General features: G+C 63.9%; 24 protein-coding genes. 16 read left to right on the top strand and 8 right to left on the bottom strand.

The annotated features are described in order from the left end of the window. Nucleotides 1-5 precede the first annotated feature (5 nt). From EJV47_RS29035 to rsmA, 5 genes are all read right to left on the bottom strand, one after another. Nucleotides 6-890: a nuclease A inhibitor family protein gene (locus tag EJV47_RS29035; RefSeq protein ID WP_165903623.1), complete on the bottom strand. Its 885-nt coding sequence runs from the start codon at nt 888-890 to the stop codon at nt 6-8. A gap of 184 nt (nt 891-1,074) precedes the next feature. Next, a complete protein-coding gene (gene greA, locus EJV47_RS04970; RefSeq protein ID WP_078011251.1) occupies nt 1,075-1,545 on the bottom strand; it encodes a transcription elongation factor GreA in 471 nt (156 codons plus the stop codon). Nucleotides 1,546-2,013: 468 nt separating this feature from the next. Then, complete coding sequence (locus tag EJV47_RS04965; RefSeq protein WP_126692026.1) at nt 2,014-2,958, bottom strand: NAD(P)-dependent oxidoreductase; 945 nt, start codon at nt 2,956-2,958, stop codon at nt 2,014-2,016. Nucleotide 2,959: 1 nt separating this feature from the next. After that, entirely contained in the window at nt 2,960-3,589 is a 630-nt protein-coding gene (locus tag EJV47_RS04960) for a hypothetical protein (RefSeq protein WP_126692025.1), read from the bottom strand. A gap of 16 nt (nt 3,590-3,605) precedes the next feature. Then, a complete protein-coding gene (gene rsmA / locus EJV47_RS04955; RefSeq protein ID WP_126692024.1) occupies nt 3,606-4,412 on the bottom strand; it encodes a 16S rRNA (adenine(1518)-N(6)/adenine(1519)-N(6))-dimethyltransferase RsmA in 807 nt (268 codons plus the stop codon). Between the two features lie 249 nt (nt 4,413-4,661). Here rsmA and EJV47_RS04950 point away from each other — a divergent pair, with 249 nt between their 5' ends. The 3 genes from EJV47_RS04950 to pdxA all read left to right on the top strand — a co-directional run bounded on the left by EJV47_RS04950 (nt 4,662) and on the right by pdxA (nt 7,666). Further along, the gene (locus EJV47_RS04950; protein ID WP_126692023.1) at nt 4,662-6,110 is read left to right on the top strand and encodes a leucyl aminopeptidase family protein; all 1,449 of its coding nucleotides are present in this window, start codon (nt 4,662-4,664) and stop codon (nt 6,108-6,110) included. A 127-nt stretch (nt 6,111-6,237) separates the two neighbouring features. Beyond that, entirely contained in the window at nt 6,238-6,609 is a 372-nt protein-coding gene (locus EJV47_RS04945) for a four helix bundle protein (protein WP_126692022.1), read from the top strand. A gap of 37 nt (nt 6,610-6,646) precedes the next feature. Beyond that, nucleotides 6,647-7,666 carry a 4-hydroxythreonine-4-phosphate dehydrogenase PdxA gene (gene pdxA, locus EJV47_RS04940; protein ID WP_126692021.1) on the top strand — a complete coding sequence of 340 codons (1,020 nt, stop codon included), beginning with the start codon at nt 6,647-6,649 and terminating at the stop codon, nt 7,664-7,666. A 251-nt stretch (nt 7,667-7,917) separates the two neighbouring features. On the opposite strand, the gene EJV47_RS27920 is transcribed toward pdxA, so the two are convergent. Beyond that, entirely contained in the window at nt 7,918-8,088 is a 171-nt protein-coding gene (locus EJV47_RS27920; RefSeq protein ID WP_165903622.1) for a hypothetical protein, read from the bottom strand. On the opposite strand from EJV47_RS27920, the gene EJV47_RS04935 reads away from it, so the two are divergent. The 11 genes from EJV47_RS04935 (at nt 8,077) to EJV47_RS28360 (ending at nt 15,476) form a co-directional block, all read left to right on the top strand. Further along, complete coding sequence (locus tag EJV47_RS04935; protein WP_126692020.1) at nt 8,077-8,445, top strand: helix-turn-helix domain-containing protein; 369 nt, start codon at nt 8,077-8,079, stop codon at nt 8,443-8,445. The two genes, EJV47_RS27920 and EJV47_RS04935, sit on opposite strands and share 12 nt — an antisense overlap. Before the next feature lie 78 nt (nt 8,446-8,523). Next, entirely contained in the window at nt 8,524-9,063 is a 540-nt protein-coding gene (locus EJV47_RS04930) for a YceD family protein (RefSeq protein ID WP_126692019.1), read from the top strand. Nucleotides 9,064-9,119: 56 nt separating this feature from the next. Further along, nucleotides 9,120-9,341, top strand: coding sequence for a 50S ribosomal protein L32 (gene rpmF / locus EJV47_RS04925; RefSeq protein ID WP_078011258.1), 222 nt, complete (start codon nt 9,120-9,122; stop codon nt 9,339-9,341). 84 nt (nt 9,342-9,425) lie between these two features. Beyond that, complete coding sequence (gene plsX, locus EJV47_RS04920; protein ID WP_126692018.1) at nt 9,426-10,370, top strand: phosphate acyltransferase PlsX; 945 nt, start codon at nt 9,426-9,428, stop codon at nt 10,368-10,370. Between the two features lie 211 nt (nt 10,371-10,581). Beyond that, a complete protein-coding gene (locus EJV47_RS04915) occupies nt 10,582-11,574 on the top strand; it encodes a beta-ketoacyl-ACP synthase III (protein WP_126692017.1) in 993 nt (330 codons plus the stop codon). 139 nt (nt 11,575-11,713) lie between these two features. After that, entirely contained in the window at nt 11,714-12,277 is a 564-nt protein-coding gene (efp, locus tag EJV47_RS04910) for an elongation factor P (RefSeq protein WP_126692016.1), read from the top strand. Nucleotides 12,278-12,311: 34 nt separating this feature from the next. After that, nucleotides 12,312-12,806, top strand: a complete 495-nt coding sequence (gene accB, locus EJV47_RS04905; RefSeq protein ID WP_126692015.1) for an acetyl-CoA carboxylase biotin carboxyl carrier protein — start codon at nt 12,312-12,314, stop codon at nt 12,804-12,806. Nucleotides 12,807-12,975: 169 nt separating this feature from the next. Continuing rightward, nucleotides 12,976-14,319: an acetyl-CoA carboxylase biotin carboxylase subunit gene (gene accC, locus EJV47_RS04900; protein ID WP_126692014.1), complete on the top strand. Its 1,344-nt coding sequence runs from the start codon at nt 12,976-12,978 to the stop codon at nt 14,317-14,319. Nucleotides 14,320-14,396: 77 nt separating this feature from the next. Further along, complete coding sequence (locus EJV47_RS04895; protein WP_126692013.1) at nt 14,397-14,798, top strand: hypothetical protein; 402 nt, start codon at nt 14,397-14,399, stop codon at nt 14,796-14,798. Nucleotides 14,799-14,964: 166 nt separating this feature from the next. Beyond that, nucleotides 14,965-15,207, top strand: coding sequence for a hypothetical protein (locus EJV47_RS04890; protein WP_126692012.1), 243 nt, complete (start codon nt 14,965-14,967; stop codon nt 15,205-15,207). Further along, nucleotides 15,204-15,476 carry a PIN domain-containing protein gene (locus EJV47_RS28360; RefSeq protein WP_207895830.1) on the top strand — a complete coding sequence of 91 codons (273 nt, stop codon included), beginning with the start codon at nt 15,204-15,206 and terminating at the stop codon, nt 15,474-15,476. Before EJV47_RS04890 ends, EJV47_RS28360 begins: the two co-directional genes overlap by 4 nt. A 160-nt stretch (nt 15,477-15,636) precedes the next feature. Here the strand turns inward: EJV47_RS28360 and EJV47_RS04880 are convergent, their stop codons facing one another. Beyond that, a complete protein-coding gene (locus tag EJV47_RS04880) occupies nt 15,637-17,274 on the bottom strand; it encodes a hypothetical protein (protein ID WP_126692011.1) in 1,638 nt (545 codons plus the stop codon). Nucleotides 17,275-17,554: 280 nt separating this feature from the next. On the opposite strand from EJV47_RS04880, the gene EJV47_RS04875 reads away from it, so the two are divergent. Then, nucleotides 17,555-19,363 carry an alpha-amylase gene (locus EJV47_RS04875; protein WP_126692010.1) on the top strand — a complete coding sequence of 603 codons (1,809 nt, stop codon included), beginning with the start codon at nt 17,555-17,557 and terminating at the stop codon, nt 19,361-19,363. 77 nt (nt 19,364-19,440) lie between these two features. Here the strand turns inward: EJV47_RS04875 and EJV47_RS27910 are convergent, their stop codons facing one another. Then, nucleotides 19,441-20,634: a tetratricopeptide repeat protein gene (locus tag EJV47_RS27910; RefSeq protein WP_165903620.1), complete on the bottom strand. Its 1,194-nt coding sequence runs from the start codon at nt 20,632-20,634 to the stop codon at nt 19,441-19,443. A gap of 156 nt (nt 20,635-20,790) precedes the next feature. On the opposite strand from EJV47_RS27910, the gene EJV47_RS04865 reads away from it, so the two are divergent. Then, nucleotides 20,791-21,516 carry a hypothetical protein gene (locus tag EJV47_RS04865; protein ID WP_126692009.1) on the top strand — a complete coding sequence of 242 codons (726 nt, stop codon included), beginning with the start codon at nt 20,791-20,793 and terminating at the stop codon, nt 21,514-21,516. Nucleotides 21,517-21,543: the final 27 nt, after the last annotated feature.

Below are 21,543 nucleotides of genomic sequence, written 5' to 3'. Positions count from 1 at the left end.
GCGGCTCAGGTTTCGATGAGCGTCACCTTGAAGCCGGCCAGCTTGCCGCCGGGCGTGCGCCCCAGGGCGTAGGCATCCAGCTGCGGGCCTTTCCCGATTCGGTACACTTTCACATCCTCTAGTTCCTGTTTCAGAAACATTTGCAGGGCCTTGAAGCGGTTGGCCAGCTCCACGTTGCCCAGCACGCCGTCGTCGGCGGTGTGATTACGCAAAAAGTGCGTCAGCTCCTGGGTTTGCACGGGCGTGTCGGCGGGCTGGTTCAGCAGCTTCAGCAGCTCCTGCGCGTCCAGCTCGCCGGCCGGGGCCTGGTAGCTCACCACCGCCAGCGGTGAATCGGACTCGCTCACGAAGTACAGGCCCTCGGTGAGCTGGCGCAGCTGCTCCAGGGTGGAGTCGGCCGCGGCGTCGGCCGGCGCTTCGGCGGCGGGGCTGCTGGCGGCGGTTTCGCGCTCGGCCTTGCTCTCTAGCGGAACCGGCGCCGCTTCGCCCTCCGCAGCGGGCACCTGGGCGGCAATGGCGGCGGCCAGCTCCTTCATGCGCTCCTCGGCCACCTTGATTTTGGGGTTGGCAAAGTTCATATCCGCCACCTTGTTCATCGGAATCAGGTGAATGTGGGCGTGGGGCACCTCCAGCCCGATGACGGCCACCCCGATGCGCCGGCACGGCACGGCGGCCTTCACGCCCTTGGCCACGCGCTGGGCAAACTGGTGCAGGGCCGCCAGCTCGGCCGGGGGCAAATCGAAGATGTAGTCGACTTCCTTTTTGGGAATGACCAGGGTGTGGCCCTCCACCAGCGGCGTGATGTCGAGAAAGGCCAGGTGGTGCTCGTCCTCGGCCACTTTGTAGGCGGGCAGCTCACCCGCCACGATGCGGGAAAAAATGGAAGGCATGCGGTGAAATGGTGAGGTGGTGAAATGGTGAGGGCCGTTCCGGCGACACTCGGCCGGCGCTTTCCGGCCGGCCGTCAAAGTACGGGGCAAAACGCAAAAGGGCGAAGCCGTAGCCTCGCCCTTGCTGGGTTTCAAGCGGAGTGGCAGGGATTAACTCACCATTTCACCACTCACCAGCTCACCGTTACCGGCTGATTTCCAGGATTTCGAACTGCAGCTTGCCGGCGGGCACGGTAATTTCGGCCACGTCGCCGGCCGACTTGCCCAGCAGGCCCTTGCCGATGGGCGACTTCACCGAGATTTTGCCGGCGGCCAGGTTGGCTTCTTCCTCGGCCACCAGGGTGTAGTCGAGCACCATGTTGTTCTTCAGGTTCTTCAGCTTCACCTTGCTCATGATGAGCACCTTGCTGGTATCCAGGTTGGAGTCGTCGAGGATGCGGGCGTTGCCGATGATTTCTTCGAGCTTGGAGATTTTCAGCTCCAGGTGGCCCTGGGACTCTTTGGCCGCGTCGTACTCGGCATTTTCGCTCAAATCACCTTTGTCGCGGGCTTCGGCCAGCTGACGGGCTGCCTCGGCCCGACCGCGGATTTTGAGGTCCTGCAGTTCGTCCTTGAGCTTCTGCAAGCCTTCGGCGGTATAATAGTTGACGGCCATGACGAAGTAGGGTGTGGTTGGTCAAACAGGTAAAAAAACAAGGAGAACGGCCGGCGGTGCCGGCCGTTCTCCCGAACAGGCATCAGCAAATATACGAAACCCAGCCCAGTGTGCGCAACCGGAGCGGTGGCGAGGTGGTGAAATGGCAAGTGACATTCTGATTGCCAGAACCTCAGATTTCGGCCCGCGCCGGCGGGCCGCCGGTTGGTTGCTGGCGCCGGTTTAGCGAAACGCCGTGGAGCGTAACCGGTGCCTGGCATAAAGCAGGTTTCCAACCTGCGTGGAACGTTATTACCGAAAGTCGTCCCTAGCGCAACGGGTACTCCGTGCAGACTGAAGAATAGCGGCCGCCGGGTGCTCCCCGCAGGCTGAAAGCCTGCCTTATGGTGGGCACCGGTTACGCCGTATTCGACGGCTAAACCGGCGCCAGCTCAGGCGGGCTGCCCAAACAGCCCACTCACTATTTCACTATCTCACCAGTTCACCAATCTTGCGGGCCAGCACCTCGTTGATGCGCTGGTAGGATTCGTGCGTCCAGCCGCCCACGTGCGGGGTCAGCACCACGTTGGGGGCCGCGCGCAGAAACTCGAAGCGGCTGCGCTGCTCGGGCTTGAGGGCGGCCAGCTTCTCGTTGTCGAGCACGTCGAGGGCGGCGCCGCGCACTTGGCCCTCCTGCAGCAGTGTCACCAGGGCGGCGTGGTCGAGCACTTCGCCGCGGGCGGTGTTGAGCAGCCAGAGCTTGTGCCGGAAGCCGCGCAGCAGCGTCTCGCTGACGAAGGCGTGGTTTTCGGGCGAGTACGGGATGTGGATGCTGAGCACGTCGCAGCGCTGCTGCAGCTCCTGCAGCGGCACCAGCGGCAGATAGTCGGTGGCCTGCACGGCGGGGTCGTGGTCGTAGCCGAGCACCGTGCAGCCGAAGCCGCGCAGGCAGCGGGCGAAGGAGCGGCCCATATGCCCGGCGCCGATAATGCCCACGGTGCGGGCCTGCAGCTCGTAGCCGCGGTTGGCCTCGCGCCGCCACTGGCCCTGGCGAACTTCGGCATCGGCGGCGGCCACTTTGCGCAGCAGCGCGAGCAGGGTGCCCACCGCAAACTCGCCTACGGCCTGGGAGTTGCCCTCGGGCGCGTTGACCAGCTGCACCCCGGCCGCCTGCAGCGCCGCCACGTCGATGTTGTCGACGCCGGCGCCGGCCCGGGCCACGAAGCGCAGCCGCGGGCCGTGGCGCAGCAGCTCGGCCGTCACGCGCACCTTGGAACGTACGATAAGGCCGTCGTAGGCTTTCTTGGCCAGGGCCGCGGGTACTTCGGCCGGTAGCAAATCGGGTTCGTAGTCGATCTGCACGCCCACTTCGCGCATCAGCGCCTTCAGCGAGGGGTGCATTTCATCGACGACGAGGCAGCAAATTGGGGGCATACTACTTGGCGCCGGCCGGCAGCACGAAGTCTTCGGCCTTGAGCTTCATGGGGGTAATTTCGATGGCCACCGCCTTCATGATAAAGCCCTGCTTGGGGTTCACCGAGGTAAACAGCAGCGGCAGCGCGCCCTGACTGGCGTCCAGCAGCGTGTTCCAGTGGCCGAAGTTGTGCTGGCGGTACAGCGCCGGATTCACCCGCACCTCGGGAGAGTAGAAGTAGCTGGTGGTGGCCCCGTCGGCTTCAATCTGCACGCCCTGGCAGCGGCGGCCCAGGATGGTTTCGGGGGTGGGCAGCGCGGTGGTCTTGGCCGGCCCGGCCGCGTCGCCGGCCTTAAAGGTCTGGGCTACTTTGCCCCCGCTGAAGTAGTGGTACAGGTTGGGGCCCGGCTCGTAGAGCTGCATCCACTCGTCCCGCTCGTTGTAGGCCTTGTACATGCCGCCCTTGACGTAGTAGCGCTGCTGCTGCCCGAAAAACGGGGTCATTCTGGCGCTGATGTCGTTGCCCTGCAAGTCGGTGAAGGAATACTGGTAAATGATGCGGCCCTCGAACTCGGGAGTAGCGGCCCGGAAAGCGGCCAGGCCGGCCAGCAGCAGCAACAACAGGGCGCTCAGACGTAAGGTTTGGTGCATGATAACAGAAGAAGGTTTACTTGCCGGCGTCGCCGGTCTGGCGCTGCTCGGCCACCTGCCGGGTCAGCCCGATGAAATCCTGCACGCTCAATTGCTCGGCGCGCTTGTCGAAGATGGCGTCGGTCATGGCCTCGGCGGGCATGCCCAGGGGCTTGAGGCAGTTGCGCAAGGTCTTGCGGCGGGTGCTGAAGGCCTGCTTCACCACCTGGAAAAACAGCTTCTCGTCGCAGTCGAGGCGGTCCACCTGGTTGCGCGTCAGGCGCAGCACGGCGCTCTGCACCTTGGGCGGGGGCACAAACACGTGCGGGGGCACCGTAAACAGGTATTCGGTGTCGTAGAAGGCCTGTACCAGCACGCTCAGGATGCCGTAGACCTTGGAGCCGGGCCCGGCCGCAATGCGCTCGGCCACTTCCTTCTGGATCATGCCCACGCACTCGCGCACCAGCTGCCGGTGCTCCAGCACCTTGAAGTAAATCTGGGTGCTGATGTTGTAGGGGAAGTTGCCGATGACGGCCAGCGGCTCGTGGTCGAACAGCTTGCCCAGGTCCTGCTTCAGAAAGTCGGCCGACAGAATGCGCTCCTGCAGGGCCGGGAAGTGCTGGCGCAGATAAGCCACCGATTCCCGGTCGATTTCGATGACGGTGGTGTCGTACTCGGCCGCGTGCTCCAGCAAGAACTGGGTGAGCACGCCCATGCCGGGGCCGACTTCCAGCACGTGGCGCAGGTCGCCGGGGCGGCGCAGGCTCTCGGCAATGTCGCGGGAGATGTTGAGGTCGGCCAGAAAGTGCTGGCCCAGGTGCTTCTTCGGGGTGACGCGTTCCACGGGCAGGGGCGCGGCGGGGAGGCCGCGCGTTGGATGTGGGGGCAAAGGTAGACCACAGATCGGGACGGATGTCTGAACGGATGGAACGGATACGTGCGGGTGGCAGAACGAGCGGACGGCGCGGGTGGCAGTCATTACGTCGCGTTGCTCGCAATGACTGCCACCCGCGCCGTCCGCATCCGTTCCGTCCGTTCAAACATCCGTCCCGATCTGTGGTCTATCTTGCACGCCCAAGCTATACCTGCGCTGATGTCTCTTCACCTCACCACTGCCGCCGCGCTGCCCGCCAGCCCCGCCGATACCCTCGTGATTCTGCCCGCCGGCGCCACCGGGCTGCCCGCCGAAGCCCCGGCCCTGCCCGAGGCCGCCCGCGCCTACGCCCACGCCCAGCTGGCCGCCGAGCAGAAACTCTTCGCCGTCAACCTGTACTCGCACCGGCTCTACGTGGTGGTGGCCGAGGCCAAGAAAACCGCCGACCTCACGGCCGAGCAGCTGCGCCGCAAGGGCCACGAGCTGCACGCCAAGCTGAAAGCGGCCAAGGTGAAGGAGCTGCACATCGTGGACCTGACGGCCGAGAAAACGGCCGCCCTGCCGCTGGCCGAGGGCCTGTACCTGACGGCCTACCAGTTCGAAGGCTACAAAACCGACGAGAAAAGCAAGCAGCCCGCCGAGCTGCAGCGCGTGGTGCTGGTGGGCGCCGAGGAAGCGGCGGTAACGGCCCTGGGCCACCTGCTCAGCGGCGTGGAGCTGGCCCGCGACCTGGTGAACATGCCCGCCAACAAGCTCACCGCCACCAGTTTTGCCGAGCAGATGGCTGCCGCGGGCGAGCAGGCCGGCTACCACACCGAAATCCTCGACCAGGCCCGCATTGAGGCCCTGCGCATGGGCGGCCTGCTGGCCGTCAACCAGGGCAGCCCCGAGCCCCCCACCTTCACCATTATGGAGTGGAAGCCCGACGGCGCCAAGAATGAGCAGCCCTACGTGCTGGTAGGCAAGGGCGTGACCTTCGACACCGGCGGCCTGAGTTTGAAGCCCACCCCGGGCTCCATGGACATGATGAAGTGCGACATGGCCGGCGCCGCCGCCATGACCGGCGTCATGTACGCCCTGGCCAAAAACAAGGTGCCGCTGCACGTCATTGCCCTCGTGCCGGCCACCGACAACCGCCCCGGCGGCCCCGCCTTTGCCCCCGGCGACGTGCTGACCATGCACTCGGGCCTCACGGTGGAAGTGCTCAACACCGACGCCGAGGGCCGCCTCATCCTGGCCGACGCCCTGCACTTCGCCAAGAAGTACCACCCCCAGCTGGTCATCGACGCGGCCACGCTCACCGGCTCGGCCGCCCGCGCCATCGGCAAGGAGGGCATTGTGGCCATGGGCACCTGCGGCGACGAAACCATGCAGGAGCTGGCCGCCGCCGGCCGCCGCGTGCACGAGCGTATCGTGGAGTTTCCGCTCTGGGACGAGTACGCCGAGCACATCAAGAGCGACATTGCCGACATCAACAACCTGGGCAAGGCCGAAGCCGGCGCCATTTCGGCCGGCAAGTTCCTGGAGCGCTTCATCGAAGGCACGCCCTGGATTCACCTCGACATTGCCGCCCCCGCCTACCTCACCGCCCCCGACTCCTACCGCGGCAAACACGGCACCGGCACGGCGGTTCGGTTGCTGTACTCTTTTTTAGTGCATAGCGCTTAGTGCCTAATGCCTGGATTTGGTGCCTAGTTCTTGGTGCTTAGTGCTTGGTTCGTTATTGTGTAGACAGGTTAATCTTGGCTCTTTGAACGACCTAAGCACCAAGCACTACCCACTAAGCACTAAACCCATGGACAACAAGTCGTACACTGAACTACAGGTTTGGCAGCAGAGTCGACAATTGGTTTCTGCTGTTTATGTGCTGACGCAAGCTTTTCCCCGCGAAGAGTTGTTCGGCCTGACCAATCAGATTCGTCGTTGCGCGGTTTCCGTACCTTCCAACATTGCCGAAGGATGCGGCCGCTACACATCCCGCGACGCCCTGCAGTTTTTCTACATTGCCCGCGGTTCGCTGTACGAGTTGGAAACCCAGCTGTACTTGAGCCTCGACCTACATTACCTCGCGCAGCCAACCTTCGACGTAACCCTCGAACAGCTGACGAGTTGCAAAAAGCTGCTCCACGGCTTCATCAATCACCATAAACAAAAGCTGCCGGCCTAAGCACCAAGCACTAGGCACTAAGCACTAATTTCTCAGAATGCTTCCCCGCATCGGCATCAGCACCGGCGACCTGGCCGGCATCGGCCCTGAGGTTATTTACCGCACCCTGCAGGATCAGCGCGTGCTGCGCTTCTGCACGCCGGTGGTCTACGGCACCGCCGCCACCCTCTTCGACGAGTTTCCCCACGACAAGCACCACCCGCCGCTGAGCTTCCGCCAGGTGCGCGAGGCGGCCGACATCACGCCCGGCAAAGTCAACGCCGTGACCTGCTGGGACGAGGACTTCAGCCTCACGCCCGGCCAGCCCAGCGAGGCTTCCGGCCGCGCCGCCCGCCTGTCCCTGATTGCGGCCGCCAACGACCTCAAGGCCGGGCTTATCGACGCGCTGGTGACGGCGCCCATCAGCAAGGAAAACACCCAGGGCGAAGGGTTCAACTTTCCCGGCCACACCGAATTTCTGGCCCACCACTTCAGCTCCAACAACGACAGCCTGATGTTCCTGGTGGCCGATGATTTGCGCGTGGCCACTGCCACCGGCCACATTGCCCTCAAGGACGTGCCCGCCCGCCTCACGCCCGAGGTACTCGGCGGCAAGCTGCGCATGCTGCTGCAGTCGCTGCGCCAGGACTTTGGCATCGACAAGCCCCGCGTGGCCGTGCTGGGCCTGAACCCGCACGCCGGCGAAAAAGGCCTCATCGGCCACGAGGAGCAGAACCTGGTGCAGCCCGTCATCCAGCAGTTTCTCAACGAAGGCCACCTCGTGTACGGCCCCTACCCCGCCGACGGCTTCTTCGGCACCCGCCAGTACCACCAGTTCGACGCTACCCTGGCCCTGTACCACGACCAGGGCCTCATCCCGTTCAAAACCATTGCCTTCGAGCGGGGCGTGAACTTCACCGCCGGCCTGCCCGTCATCCGCACCTCCCCCGACCACGGCACCGCCTACGGCCTGGCCGGCAAGTTCGACGCCGACCCGACCTCCTTCCGCGAAGCCCTGTACCTGGCCTGCGACCTGGTGCGCAACCGGAAAGCGGAAAAGGAGGCCGTGGCCCGGTAATTCCCTGGTCCGGTACACGGCTATCTAAATCGTCCACAGCCGCATAGCGGCGCCATATTGGTAGAAGAAGGCAATGAAAACGGAATGAGCTGCAGCGCAGCGGCATCCGCGTGCTGACGTTGAACGATAGTTGATGTTCATGCGGCGCAGAAACATGCCGCTGCGCTGCAGCTCTGTTTTTTTCTGACGGCCTGTTTTCTACCAATATGCCGCCACTACGCGGCTGTTAATGAACCTTTTACCATTCATTTCTAACCTAAAATCACCGCTTTTATCTTACCACCACAGAAACATTCTTTCCAAAAACGAAACTTTGTTTTGCATTTAGCAATTTCTACTGCACCTTTGCAGCCGGAAAGGCGCATTGGCTTTAACTGAACCTGCCCTTCCATCTCGCTTCCTCTCTCCTCATGACGCTTCACAACCCTTCGGAATACAAAACCGCCCTGCGCCGCCTCGACGCACTGGTGGCCGCCGGTTTCGAGGGCAACGCGGCGCTGGAAACCGAGTTTCGGGAGTTGGTCGTGGCCATCGACGCCTACGAGGACCAGCTCGGGCTGATGCCCATCCCGACCCTGCCGGAGTCCTTGGCCGACATGATTGAGCTGAAGCGGCAGCAGATGCGCCTCAAGCAGAAAGAGCTGGCGCAATTGCTGGAAGTGCCGGCCGGGCGCTTGTCCCAGATTCTGAGTGGCAAGCGCCGCGTAACCCTGGACCTGGCCAAAAAGCTCTACGAGCGGCTGGGCATCAGCCCGGAGTTTATTCTGAAAAAGGCCTAAACTCCCGCCAAACCTTCCCTCAACCCTCATTAAAGCGGTTAAATATTGCTATTTTTGCCGCCCGCCTGAACCGACCCAGTGAAAAAGGACCATAAATACGACGTGCCGCTGGCCGCGCTGACCGAGAAAAAGCACGAATTCGTGTTTGACCTCGACCAGGCGTTCTTCGAGCAGTTCGACCAGACCCTGATTCCGGACGGCCAGCTGCGCGCCGACGTGGTGGTCGACAAAACTGCCCAGCGCATCGTCATCGACACCCACATCGTGGGCACCGTGCAGCTCGTCTGCGACCGGAGCCTCGACGAGTTCGACCAGCCCATCGACGTGGAAAACCAGCTGCTGCTGCGCTTCGGCGAGGAAGAGCTGGAACTCGACGACGACGTGCTGCAGGTCACGCCCGACAAGCAGACCCTGCCGATGGCCCAGCATTTCTTCGATTACATCGGCCTTGCCCTGCCGATGAAGAAGCTGCACCCCCGTTTTCAGGACGAAGAAGACGACAACCCCGACGCCGAAGCCAAGCTCATCTACTCCACCGGCACGTCGTCGGACGACGCGGACGATGACGACGAGGACCTCGGCGACCCGCGCTGGAACGCGCTGCGGAACCTGAACTAAGGTCCCCGGCGCCTCCCCTCACCTAGTTTTTTCATTTTTTTCTTTCACTTTCACTCATGGCACACCCCAAACGACGCGTCTCCGCCGTCCGCCGCGACAAGCGTCGCACCCACTACAAGCTCGATGCAAAGGCCGTTTCGACCTGCCAGACCACCGGCGAAACCCACCTGCGTCACCGCGCTTACGTGGTAGATGGTGACCTGTACCTCAACGGCAAAGTGGCCATTGCCGGCTACGCCCCGGTAGCTTCGGCCGCCGCCAGCACCGACGAGGAATAGCCCCAACCCGCTCCTAGCCCAGCCGGCGGCCCTCACCCGGCCGCCGGTTTTACATTACCGCCGACTCTCCTTCATTCCGCTTTCATGAAAATAGCCCTCGACGCCATGGGCGGCGACTTCGCCCCCAAAGCTGCCGTGGACGGAGCCGTGCTGGCCGCCGAACAACTCGATGGCCAGGCCACCATTGTGGTTATCGGCCAGGAAGAAGCCGTGCGCCCGCTGCTTGAGGCCCACGGTGAGCGTGCCCGCAATATTGAATTTGTGCCCGCCACGCAGGTTATTGCCATGGGGGAACACCCCACCAAGGCCCTGCAGCAAAAGCCTGATTCCAGTATTGCCGTCGGCTACAAGCTGCTGCACGGCAGCGACGTGGAAGCCTTCTGCTCGGCCGGCAGCACCGGCGCCATGCTGGTGGGCGCCATTTTCAGCGTGAAGCCGGTACCTGGCGTGATGCGCCCGGCCATTGCCAACCTCGTGCCCAAGCTCAAAGGCGAGTACGGCGTGATGGTGGATGCCGGCGCCAACGCCGAGTGCAAGCCCGAAATGCTGGAGCAGTTTGCCGAATTGGGTTCCTTGTACGCGCAGTACGTGCTGGGCATTGAGCAGCCCAAGGTCGGTCTGATGAACCTCGGCGAAGAGGAAGGCAAGGGCACCGCCCTGCTGCAAGCGGCCTACAACCTGCTGAAGGTGAACCCGCACATTCACTTCATCGGCAACATCGAGGGCCGCGACATGTTCAACGAGAAGGCCGACGTGATTGTGTGCGACGGCTACACCGGGAACGTGATTCTGAAGCTTTCGGAGTCGTTCTACGACATCATGCACGAGAAGGGCATCCACAAGGACCCGTTCTTCCACAAGTTCGACTACGAAGGCGTGGGCGGCTCCCCCATTCTGGGCATCAACGACAACGTCATCATCGGCCACGGCGTGAGCGGGCCGAAAGCCATCTGCAGCATGCTGATGCAGGGCTTCCAGATGGCCAAGTCGGGCATTGCCGACCAAATCAAGGCCACCTTCAAGTCCTAACGATTGAGCAGTGATGCAGCAAGCAAAAACGGTAACTCTACGCGTAATGGCCTGCCTCCCGGCTCGGCTGCTATCCGTGGCATCCGTTTTTCATCTGCGTTCATCTGTGGTCTAGTCTCAGTCCGGCCGCCTCGGCCGGACTTTTTACTACCTTGGCGGCCGTTTTCCGCGGCCCCACCTTCTCCGCCGCATTTCTCCTTACACCTTGCCCATGAAGCTGACCGCTGCCATTACCGGCGTAGGCGCCTACGTACCCGAGTACGTGCTGACCAACCAGGAACTCGAAAAGCTGGTCGATACCAACGACGAGTGGATTCAGACCCGGACCGGCATTAAGGAGCGCCGCATCCTGAAAGGCGAAAACCAGGGCACCTCGGTGATGGGTATCAAGGCCGTGCAGCAGCTGCTGGACAAGACCGGCACCCGGCCCGAGGAAGTGGAACTGCTGATCTGCGCCACCACCACCCCGGACATGGTGTTTCCGGCCACGGCCAACATCATCTGCGAGGGCGTGGGCATCAAGAATGCCTTCAGCTACGACATTTCGGCCGCCTGCTCGGGCTTCCTGTTCTCGCTGGCCACCGGCGCCTCGTTTATCCGCGCGGGCCTCTACAAGAAGGTCATCGTGGTGGGCGCCGATAAGATGTCGGCCATTACCGATTACACCGACCGCTCCACCTGCATTCTGTTCGGCGACGGGGCCGGCGCGGTGCTACTCGAACCCAGCACCGACGGCTACGGCATCCTCGACCAGGAGCTGCGCTCCGACGGCGTGGGCGAGCCGTACCTGTACCAGAAAGCCGGCGGCTCGCGCCGCCCGCCGTCCATCGAGACGGTGACCAACCGGGAGCATTTCGTGTACCAGGAAGGCGCGACGGTGTACAAGTTTGCCGTGAAGGGCATGGCCGACGTGGCCGGCACCGTGGCCGAGCGCAACGGCCTCAACGCCAACACCATCGACTGGCTGGTGCCGCACCAGGCCAACAAGCGCATCATCGACGCTACCGCTTCGCGCGTGGGCATCGGCGCCGACAAGGTGATGCTGAACATCTACAAGTACGGCAACACCACCAGCGCCACCATTCCCCTCTGCCTCTCGGACTACGAAAGCCAGCTACGTAAGGGCAATAACCTGATTCTGGCGGCCTTCGGCGGCGGCTTCACTTGGGGCGCGCTCTACGTGAAGTGGGCCTACGGGGAATGAATTAAAAATTAAGAATTAAAAATTAAAAATTATTGCCGAACGGCTACGCCTTTTTGCTAGCGCCCGAATTTTGGCAATGGTTGCTGGTTTTTAATTCTCAATTTTTAATTCGTAATTCTAAATCTTAATTCCAAAACACATGGCAACCACCGCCGATTTTCGCAACGGCCTCGTCCTGAATTACAACGGGGACCTGCACGTCATCACGGAGTTTCAGCACGTGAAGCCGGGCAAGGGCCCCGCTTTCGTGCGCACCAAACTGCGCAACATCAAGACCGGTAAGGTCATTGATAACACTTTCAACGCTGGCGTGAAAGTGGAAACCGCCCGCGTGGAGCAGCGCCCGCACCAGTACCTCTACAAGGACGACTACGGCTACACCTTCATGGACACCGATTCGTTCGAGCAGGTAGTACTGCCCGAGGCCATGGTACCCTTCGCCGACCTGATGAAGGAAGGCCAGACGGCCACCATCCTCTTCCACGCCGAAACCGAGCAGCCGCTGACGGCCGAACTGCCCGCCTTCGTGGAGCTGGTGGTGACCTACACCGAGCCCGGTCTGCGCGGCGACACCGCGACGAACACCCTGAAGCCGGCCATTCTGGAAACGGGCGCCCGCATCCAGGTACCGCTGTTCATTGACCAGGACCAGAAAATCAAGGTCGACACCCGCGACTACAGCTATGTCGAAAGAGTCAAATAAGGACAAGGACCAGGGCAAACCCTCCCCCGCCGCCATGAAAGCCAAAGAACTGCAAGACCTCATCGACTTCATCGCCAAGTCGGGCCTGAACAAGGTCAACATCGAAACCGAAGAGTTTAAGATTTCGGTGCAGCGCGAGCCGAACACCAAGTTCGTAGCTGCTGCCGCCCCGGCCGCTGCCCCGGCTCCGGTGGCCGCCGCTCCGGCCCCGCAGGCGGCTCCCGCCGCGGCTCCGGCCGCTCCGGCTGCTGCGCCCGCCGCCGCGGCTGAAGCTCCGGCCGCCAGCAACACGGTGGCCCTGAAAGCCCCGATGATTGGCACCTTCTACCGCTCCAGCAGCCCCGAAAGCCCCTCGTTCGTGAACGTGGGCGACGTGGTGGAGCAGGGCCAGGTGATTTGCATCATCGAAGCCATGAAGCTCTTCAATGAAATCGAAGCTGAGCAGCGCGGCCGCATCGTGAAGGCCATGGTCGACAACGCCTCCCCCGTGGAGTACGACCAGCCGCTGTTCCTGATCGAGCCGATGTAATTTCTTGGGGTCTTGGGGTCTTGGGGGCTTAGGGTCTTGGTGACGCAGCGACGACACCAGCCGCCAGCCGCTAAGGCCCTTTCCTTTTCCCGGCCAGCCCCCTGCGGCTGCTCCGCCCGGCGGGAAAGAACAGCCGCCAAGACCCCAAGCCCCTAAGCCCCAAGACCCCATGTTTAAGAAAATACTCATTGCCAACCGCGGGGAAATTGCGCTGCGCGTGATTCGCACCTGCCGCGAAATGGGCATCAAGACGGTGGCCGTGTACTCCACCGCCGATAAGGAAAGCCTGCACGTACGCTTCGCCGACGAGGCCGTGTGCATCGGGCCGCCCGCCTCGCGCGACTCCTACCTGAACATTCCGAACCTGATTGCCGCCGCCGAAATCACGAATGCCGACGCCATTCATCCCGGCTACGGCTTCCTGTCGGAAAACGCGGATTTTTCGCGCATCTGCCGCGAAAACGGCATCAAGTTCATCGGCGCCTCGCCCGAAATGATCAACGCCATGGGCGACAAAGCGTCGGCCAAGGACACGATGAAGAAGGCCGGCGTGCCCACCATCCCGGGCTCCGACGGCCTGCTCGACTCCATTGAGCAGGGCAAGAAGATTGCCGCCAAGATCAAGTACCCCGTCATCCTGAAGGCTACGGCCGGCGGCGGCGGGCGCGGCATGCGCATCATCAAGGCCGAGGAGGAATTCGAGAAGGCCTGGAACGACGCCCGCACCGAAGCCAAAGCCGCTTTCGGCAACGACGGCGTGTACCTGGAGAAGTTCGTGGAGGAGCCCCGCCACATCGAAATTCAGATTGCCGGCGACCAGTTCGGCACCGTCTGCCACCTCTCGGAGCGGGACTGCTCGATTCAGCGCCGCCACCAGAAGCTGGTGGAAGAGGCTCCCTCGCCGTTTATGACGGAGGAGCTGCGCGAGAAGATGGGCAAGGCTGCCATTGCCGGCGCCGCCTCCATCGGGTACGAGGGCGTGGGCACCATCGAGTTCCTGGTCGATAAGAACCGCGACTTCTACTTCATGGAGATGAACACCCGTATTCAGGTGGAGCACCCCGTGACGGAAGAGGTTATCAACTTCGACCTCATCAAGGAGCAGATCAAAGTGGCGGCGGGCATTGCCATTTCGGGCAAAAACTACCTGCCCAAGCTGCACGCCATGGAGTGCCGCATCAACGCCGAGGACCCGCGCAAGGACTTCCGGCCGGCGCCCGGCAAAATCACGGTGCTGCACGTACCCGGCGGCCACGGCGTGCGCGTCGACACCCACGTGTACGCGGGCTACCAGATTCCGCCGAACTACGACTCCATGATTGCCAAGCTCATCACCGTGGCCCAGACCCGCGAGGAGTGCGTGGTGAAAATGAAGCGCGCCCTGTCGGAATTCGTGGTGGAAGGCATCAAGACCACCATCCCCTTCCACCTGAAGCTGATGGACAACGAGGACTTCAAAGCCGGCAACTTCACCACGAAGTTCCTGGAGTCGTTCGACTTCTCGACGCTGTAGCCCGCTCACCCTCCTAATCAGGCGAAACGGCCCATTCTGCACAGAATGGGCCGTTCTTGCTTACTACTATTTAATTGATGTCGCCGCGCCAACTGCCCATTGCCAGCCGCAGTCTACGCTGGCTGGTCGGCCCTTCCGCCCTGCTAATTCTGTACGCCAGCTGGCAGTATGCTCAGGCCGGCGCGTACTGGGAAGCGGGGCTGCAGCTACTGATGTTGCTGTTGTTGCCCGTGGTGTACCGAAAGCTGAGCCAGCTTCCGGCGCAGGCCAGTTTTACCCCGGACCAGCTGCTGATTGAATCGGCCACGGGCGCGGAGGCAATACCGCTGTCCGATATCCAAGCGATTGACAGCACATTCATCTGGCTTAATCAGCGGGGCGTGTTCCGGGTGCAATACCTGGATGCGCAACGGCAGCCCCAAACGCTGCTGGCGCTGGGTGGGGCCGCCTTGGCCGACCTGGACCGCCGCCGACCATGAGCACGGTGCCCACTACGACGGCGGGCGGTTCTGCTACGGCTGACCGCATTATGGCCTGCCTGCTGGCCGGCGCTATCGGCGACGCGTACGGCAGCCGCTACGAGCAGGCCATGCCCCCTGGCCCGCTGTTGAACAGGAAAAGCCGTTTTGTCGTTACCTTGAGGCTATGCGTTCCGTCACGTTCACCGTCGCCAACGACCACGACTATCAACTGCTGCTGGCGCAGCGCCTGGGCCTGAGCGTCCGCGAAACCGGCGCGGCGCCGGCCGCGGCGCCCGAAGCTGGCCAACTTTCCCGGGCCGAACTGCTGGCCGCCATTGACCGGGGCGGCGACGGGCTAAGCATTCCGGACCCGCTGGCCTGGCAACAGGGGCAACGCACGGACCGGCCCCTACCCTTCCGGCCATGAAGTTTCTGGTCGACAGCAACATCATTATCTATTCGGCCCGGCCGGAACCAGCCTACGCCGGGCTGCGGGCCTGGCTGAAGCGCCCGGACGTGGCCGTCTCAGCCTTGACCCGGTTGGAGGTACTGGGCTTTTACGGCCTGACGCCCGCCGACGCGCACTACTTCCAGGCGGTTTTCGCGGTTGTGCCGGCCCTGCCCTCACCGATGCCGTCATCGACCAAGCCATCCGGTTGCGCTAGGACTTCCGGCTCAAAACGCCCGACGCCTTGATTGCGGTTACTGCCGTGGAGTATGACCTGACGCTGCTCACCCGCAACCTGGCCGACTTCACCAAGATTACCGGGCTGACGATTATCGACCCACTGTCGCTTTCCTGATTCGTTTGCCGCGGAGCAGCCAAGAAGCAGTTCTGCGGTCCTTGTTTCTCGCCCTACCACGGCCGCTTCTGGAATACCGACAGGATTTTTACGCCGTTGGCCCGCAGCGCGTATACCTCGGCCCCCAGTGAATCCGGAAACGGCTCGGGGTGGGTACGGTAGGCTGTCAGGTAGTAGGCGTTGGAGTCGGTGGGGTTTAGCTGCAGGCGGCTCCGCTCGGCATCATGCAGCCCGAGGACGTTGTTCATCAGCGGCTGGTGCTGTGCGCCGTGAATGGCAATGCGCGGGGCCGCGTCGTGGGCCAGAATCCACTGCAGGCCGTGGCGGTACGACAGGCCCCAGTAGTCCCGCTCGAATTGCGCCTCGACGACGTCGGCGGGCAGAAAGGCGAAGAACGTCTGCTCGAAGGGGTGCATGGCCACCATGCGGCCCAGGGTAAGGACGGCCTCGAGCCCGGCCAGCGCGGCCAGCGCCAGCACCAGCCGGCGCAGCCCGACCGACAGCCGCCGGGCCCGCCACAGCAGCGTGGCCCCACGCAGGGCCAGTAGCAGCAGCGCCGGGTAAATGAAGTAGAGGTGCCGCCAGCCGTCGTACACCACCGAGTGCAGCCCGATGACCATGAGCACCGGCAGCAGCAGCCAGCCCAGCAACAGCAGGTCCAGGCGGTATTCGGGGAGGCGCAGCAGGGCCAGCCGACTCCGCAGCAGCGTGGCTACGCACGCCAGACCGCCCAGCAGGGCCGCCACCGTGTAGGCGACGGGCGTGGTGATGAGCACCCATACCGGGATGTAGTGCCACGGCAGCTCGTTCACCGACACCCGCTCGCCCAGGTACAGCAGCTCGGCGTCGAAGGCGAAGTTGCTGAGGCTTTCGAAGGCGTGCTGAAAATTGGCCAGCGGGGCGGCCCAGAGGTAGGGCCAGCCGGCCACGGTAGCCCCGGCCGCCATCAGCAGGTAGGTGGGCACGGCGGCCAGCCAGGCGCGGCGCAGCTCCCGGGGGCCCACCAGCAGCTCCAGCGCCACCATGCCCAGCGTCATCAGAATCAGCAGGCAGCCGAGCAGGCGCACGTCGGTGGCGGCGGCGGTGGCCAGGCCGTGCAGCAGGGCGCGGCCCACGGTGGGGCGGCGCAGCAGCCGCGCCAGCGTGTACACGCCCAGGGTAAACACGGCCAGGAACACGAGGTCCTTGTTGTTGTAGAAGCTTTCGGCGAAAAAGCGCGGCGAGAGCAGCAGCAGGGTACTGGCCGCCAGCCCCAGCCGCCAGCTGTGAAAGCGCAGCCGGGCCAGCCGGTACAGCGCCCACACTCCGCCCACGAAGGTCAGGAAGATGGCCGCGTGCCGCAGCAGGTAGGTCGTGCGCGAATCGGTGATGCCCAGCGCCAGCTCCAGCAGGCACAGCGGCGTTTCGAAGAGCACGCCGTGGTCGTTGTCGGCGTAGGTGGCAAAATCGGGCAGCTCCTTGAAGGCCGGCTGCCGGGCGGCCCAGTCGGGCGCGAGCAGCCCAGCCACGTACCGGGCGCTGATCATGCCTGTCTGCCGGTCGGTGGGCTCATCCCAGGATATACCGTAATGGCGAAGCAGCAGGGCGCCGAGCAGCAGCAGCAGGCCAAAATAGCCGGGCACCAGCCAGCGCGGCGGCGCGGTTAGCGGCGGGGAGGAAACGGCACGAACCGGGGGGGAGACGGCGGGCATGTGTTGGGGCAGATGGGTAGCAGTAGCTAAAAATAATCTAATGACTTTATTAGATACTAACCAATCTGGCTGAACGGAGCCGTTGTCTTGCCCAACGGCAGCTATTCATGCTCCAAACCGCGCGGCTGACCAGTGGCTCCTGCCCGGCAGTTCAGGGTCTTTTACGCTGAATCAAGCGGGAGTAACCGCTCACTCAACGGACTTTTTCTTGCGTAATTTATTTATGATTTCTCACCTGTATTTCCCTATTTAGCGGCCTCCACAACCATTCCCACTTTTTATGCTAAAACACTCTGCGGCAGCCACCTGGCTGCTCGCGGCCGGAGTCGTATTGACTTCGTGCAGCAAGGAAACGGCCGTTGCGCCGGCTCCCCTCGTGGCCCCGGCGGCCACCCAACACAACGCCACCGTCGCGAACGGGGTGATGATGCAGGGCTTCTACTGGAACACGCCCGTCAGCACCACGGCCGGCACGTGGTGGCAAAATCTGGGCGGCAAGGCCCAGGAGTTGAGCGACGCGGGCATCACCGCCATCTGGCTACCGCCGGCCTACAAGGGCGGCAGCGCCCAGGACGTGGGCTACGGCGTGTACGACCGGTACGACCTGGGCGAGTTCAACCAGAAGGGCACCGTGGCCACCCGCTACGGCACCATCGGCCAGCTGCAATCGGCCATTACGGCCCTGCACGGCAAGAACATTCAGGTGTACGAGGACATCGTGATGAACCACCTGACCTGGGCCGACGCGCAGGAAACGGTGAACGGTAACACCGTCTACACCAAGTTCAACTACCCCGGCCGCGGCAGCACCTACAGCAGCTACCGCTGGGGCTACAACAACTTCACCGGCACCCAGCAGGCGCCCAACAACGGCTGGTACCAGTGGAAAAGCTGGGACTTTCAGCCCTACGCCAACAACGACGCCTACGACAACCTGCTGGGCTCGGAAATCCAGTACAACGGCAACGCGGCCAACCAGACGGAAACCATCAACTGGGGCAACTGGCTGACGTCCAAACTCCAGCTCGACGGCTACCGCCTCGACGCGACCAAGCACATCTACACGCCCTACGTGAACCAGTGGCTCGATGCGGTGAAGGGCACGAGCGGCCGGTTTGCGGTGTCGGAGGCGTGGTTTCGGAACCTGGGGGATATGAACAACTACGCCGCCGCCACCGGGGGCCGCACCAGCCTGTTCGACGTGCCGCTGCATTACACCTTCCAGGACATGAGCAACGGCAACGGCGCCTGGGACATGCGCGGGCTGCAGTTTGCCGGTTTCACCGAGGCCAATGGCGCCCTGTCGGTGTCGTTCGTGGACAACCACGACACCGACCACCAGGGCGGGGCGCTGTACTCGCCGGTGACCAACCTGAAGATGCTGGCCTACGCCTACATCCTGACCCGCGCCAAGGGCTACCCCTGCGTGTTCTACCGCGACTATTACGAGTACGGCCTCGGCGCCCAGATCAAGAAGCTCATCGGTATCCGCCAGGCCAACGCCTACGGCGCGGCCACAGAGTATACCTCGGTCAACGACGCGGACGTGTACGCCTACTCCCGCGCGGGCGACTCTTCGCACCCCGGCCTGCTGGTGCTGCTGAACGACGGCGGCTCGGCCCGCTCGAAGACCATTACCACGCCCTTCAAAAGCGCCGCTCTGACCGACAAAACCGGCAACAACGCGGGCACCATCACCACCGACGCCAATGGCACCGCCACTTTCCCGGTGGGCGCCCGCAGCTACGCCGTGTGGGTACCTGGCACCGGCGGCACCACTCCGCCCCCCACCAGCGGCACCACGGCCGTGACGTTCCAGGTGAATTACAGCAACACCGTGAGCGGGCAGGATGTGTACGTCATCGGCAGCACGGCCCAGCTCGGCAGCTGGAACACGGCCAACGCCATCAAGCTCAGCGGCGCGGCCTGGCCCACCTGGCGCGGCACCGTAAACCTGACCTCCGGCACGGCCGTGCAGTACAAGTACATCCGCAAGGACGCGGCCGGCAACGTGCTTTGGGAAGGCGGCTCGAACCGCACCTTCACGCCCAGCGGCACGGCCCTCACCCGCACCGATACCTGGCAGTAAACCGCGACTACGCTTTTGTTTGTGTGAATGAAAAAAGGCCAGCTGCTTCAGCTGGCCTTTTTTTGGGCGCCCCGCTCCTACTGCCGCTTGTACAGGGTGCCGGCGAAGTAGATGCGGTCGGGCTTGGCGGCCGAGGTTTCGGTCACGAAAGGGAAGCTCACCCCGCTGGTCTGGCGGCCCTGGTTATCGGTCAGCGTCAAAACAAAGCCGTTGAGCTGCCAGCGGCCGGCCGTCTGGCCCTGGCCACCGGTTTTCAGCACCGAGCCGTCGGACACGCTGGTGGAGGAAGCCACGCCGGAGCGGGCGTAGGTACCGTCGGCGCGGAAGGTGTAGGTGCCCACGGCGGCAATGTAGCCCGAGCCGGTGGAGGCAGAGTTGCCGCCCTCAAAGGTGCCCAGCAGTTGCTGGGTGTTGCGGAAGGGCTGCGCCCCCACGAAGATGCCCATGTCCCAGTTGAAGGCGTCGCCTTTGGCGTCCTCCACCGGGCTGCTGGACTTCTGCCCGCTGGCCCAGCTGACCGTGAGCGTATTGCCGCTGACCTGGAAAGTGCCCCGGGAGTTCGGCTGTTGCGCCGCGAGCTCGGCCGCCGAGAAGCCCGTTGGGTTGACGTACACCCGGCCGTCGGGCGTGAAGTAGTAGGTGCCTTTCTCCAGGGAGCCGGTGGCAATCCAGTAGCGCGTCATCAAAAACAGGCCCACCGGGCGGTTGCCCGTCACCTTGCCGACCAGGGGCTGGGCTACCGCGCCCGGGCGAGTCGCCGGGCGCGGGGCCGCAGCGGCCGGTGCGGCCGCCGGGGCCGGCCGGGCAGCGGCAGGTCGGGGGCCCACGGGCCGCACGGTAGCCGTGGGCGCCGGTGCGGCAGTACCACCGGCGTTGCGGGCGGCGGCCTGCAGCACCGTGGCAAAGCGGGCATCGGTGCGCACGGCGGCCAGGTCGGCGTCGGTATTCAGGGAGCTTGGGTCGGCGTAGCCCAGGGCCGTGGCCTGGTTCAGGGCGGCGAAGGCAGCATCGGGAGCCCCGCTCAGGGCTTCGATGCAGGCCAGGTTGTAGCGGTGAGTTGGGTCACGAGGCTCGTAGCTGATGGCCTGTTGGCACAATGTGCGGGCCTGGGTGAGGTTGCGCGCCTGCACGGCCTGCAGCATCACGGGGTAGATGGCCACCACGGCCTGGTGCTTGGCCGCCGCGTCGGCCGATTGGGACTGGGCGTGGAGGGGGCGGCTGCCGAGTAGCGCGGCCAGCAGCAGGGCGCCGGCCATAAATCGGTGGGGCATGGTGGAAGGGGTGGGAAGTGAAGTTGGACAGAAGCCAGAAAATACTGACTTGTCGGTTGATTTCCACCTAAAATCGATGGAAGCGGGCCGGGCCTCTACCAACCGGCCCACACTGAATACCAACCGGCAACGTTTAGGAGCAAACCCGTCGCCAGCATGCTGCTCATCCGGCTTTTTTCTGCTCTCCGCCCCGGGCTGCTATGGCTGTGGCCGGCGGTGCTGGCCGGGGCCACTCCGGCGCTGGCCCAGCCTGCGCCCCCGGCCGTGCGCTGGAGCCTTCACAGCGGCCTACTGGTCAGCCGCCTGCGCTACGCCGACGGCCGCCAGCGCCACGGCTCCTCCGACGGGGGCACCGATTACACCCTGGGCCGGCACCAGCCGCAGGTCGGCGCGGCGCTGGGGGCCAGCGCGGCCCTGCCGGTGCCCCCCACCGGTACCAATACTTACTTGGTGGTGGCCGCGCAGCTGGCTTACAACCGCCGCACCCTGGCCGTGCACGCCGCCCCTTACGGCCCTACCCCGCCGCCGGCCTACGACGCCCGCTTCCGCTACCGCACCGTGGATGCGCAGGTGGCCTTGAGCGTGCGGCACTTCCTGGCGCCGCGCCGCCGCCTGTACTGGGAGGCCGGCCCGGTGCTGGCCATTACCTGCCAGGACTACAGCCGCGTGGACGCCGACGCCACCGGCCGCTACGCCCAGGCCCCGGGCCACAATGCCCTGCTGCGCCTGGGTCTGGGTACGCACCTGCCCGGGCCGCTGGCGCGCTACCAGCTGACGGCTGCCTACGCCCGCGGCCTCATCAGCCGGCGCACCCAGGTGGCCACCAGCGAGGATTTCGCCGAGCTGACGCTGCATTACCAACTGGACCCGGACGCGCGCTGAGGCCCCAAAAACCGCGGGGCCGACCAG

The sequence above is a fragment of the Hymenobacter gummosus genome (genome assembly GCF_003970915.1).
Classification (GTDB): domain Bacteria; phylum Bacteroidota; class Bacteroidia; order Cytophagales; family Hymenobacteraceae; genus Solirubrum; species Solirubrum gummosum.
Note: the sequence above shows the minus strand (reverse complement) of the source record. Positions and strands in the feature narration are given on the sequence as shown.

Coding starts and splice junctions, on each gene's coding strand:
- EJV47_RS04865 (WP_126692009.1), top strand. CDS start 20,791: ATGCTGCTCATCCGGCTTTTTTCTGCTCTCCGCCCCGGGCTGCTATGG.
- accB (WP_126692015.1), top strand. CDS start 12,312: ATGAAAGCCAAAGAACTGCAAGACCTCATCGACTTCATCGCCAAGTCG.
- EJV47_RS28360 (WP_207895830.1), top strand. CDS start 15,204: ATGAAGTTTCTGGTCGACAGCAACATCATTATCTATTCGGCCCGGCCG.
- pdxA (WP_126692021.1), top strand. CDS start 6,647: ATGCTTCCCCGCATCGGCATCAGCACCGGCGACCTGGCCGGCATCGGC.
- plsX (WP_126692018.1), top strand. CDS start 9,426: ATGAAAATAGCCCTCGACGCCATGGGCGGCGACTTCGCCCCCAAAGCT.
- EJV47_RS04965 (WP_126692026.1), bottom strand. CDS start 2,958: ATGCCCCCAATTTGCTGCCTCGTCGTCGATGAAATGCACCCCTCGCTG.
- EJV47_RS04880 (WP_126692011.1), bottom strand. CDS start 17,274: ATGCCCGCCGTCTCCCCCCCGGTTCGTGCCGTTTCCTCCCCGCCGCTA.
- EJV47_RS04875 (WP_126692010.1), top strand. CDS start 17,555: ATGCTAAAACACTCTGCGGCAGCCACCTGGCTGCTCGCGGCCGGAGTC.
- EJV47_RS04945 (WP_126692022.1), top strand. CDS start 6,238: ATGGACAACAAGTCGTACACTGAACTACAGGTTTGGCAGCAGAGTCGA.
- efp (WP_126692016.1), top strand. CDS start 11,714: ATGGCAACCACCGCCGATTTTCGCAACGGCCTCGTCCTGAATTACAAC.
- EJV47_RS04895 (WP_126692013.1), top strand. CDS start 14,397: ATGTCGCCGCGCCAACTGCCCATTGCCAGCCGCAGTCTACGCTGGCTG.
- rpmF (WP_078011258.1), top strand. CDS start 9,120: ATGGCACACCCCAAACGACGCGTCTCCGCCGTCCGCCGCGACAAGCGT.
- greA (WP_078011251.1), bottom strand. CDS start 1,545: ATGGCCGTCAACTATTATACCGCCGAAGGCTTGCAGAAGCTCAAGGAC.
- EJV47_RS29035 (WP_165903623.1), bottom strand. CDS start 890: ATGCCTTCCATTTTTTCCCGCATCGTGGCGGGTGAGCTGCCCGCCTAC.
- accC (WP_126692014.1), top strand. CDS start 12,976: ATGTTTAAGAAAATACTCATTGCCAACCGCGGGGAAATTGCGCTGCGC.
- EJV47_RS04960 (WP_126692025.1), bottom strand. CDS start 3,589: ATGCACCAAACCTTACGTCTGAGCGCCCTGTTGTTGCTGCTGCTGGCC.
- EJV47_RS04890 (WP_126692012.1), top strand. CDS start 14,965: ATGCGTTCCGTCACGTTCACCGTCGCCAACGACCACGACTATCAACTG.
- EJV47_RS04935 (WP_126692020.1), top strand. CDS start 8,077: ATGACGCTTCACAACCCTTCGGAATACAAAACCGCCCTGCGCCGCCTC.
- EJV47_RS04915 (WP_126692017.1), top strand. CDS start 10,582: ATGAAGCTGACCGCTGCCATTACCGGCGTAGGCGCCTACGTACCCGAG.
- EJV47_RS27910 (WP_165903620.1), bottom strand. CDS start 20,634: ATGCCCCACCGATTTATGGCCGGCGCCCTGCTGCTGGCCGCGCTACTC.
- EJV47_RS04950 (WP_126692023.1), top strand. CDS start 4,662: ATGTCTCTTCACCTCACCACTGCCGCCGCGCTGCCCGCCAGCCCCGCC.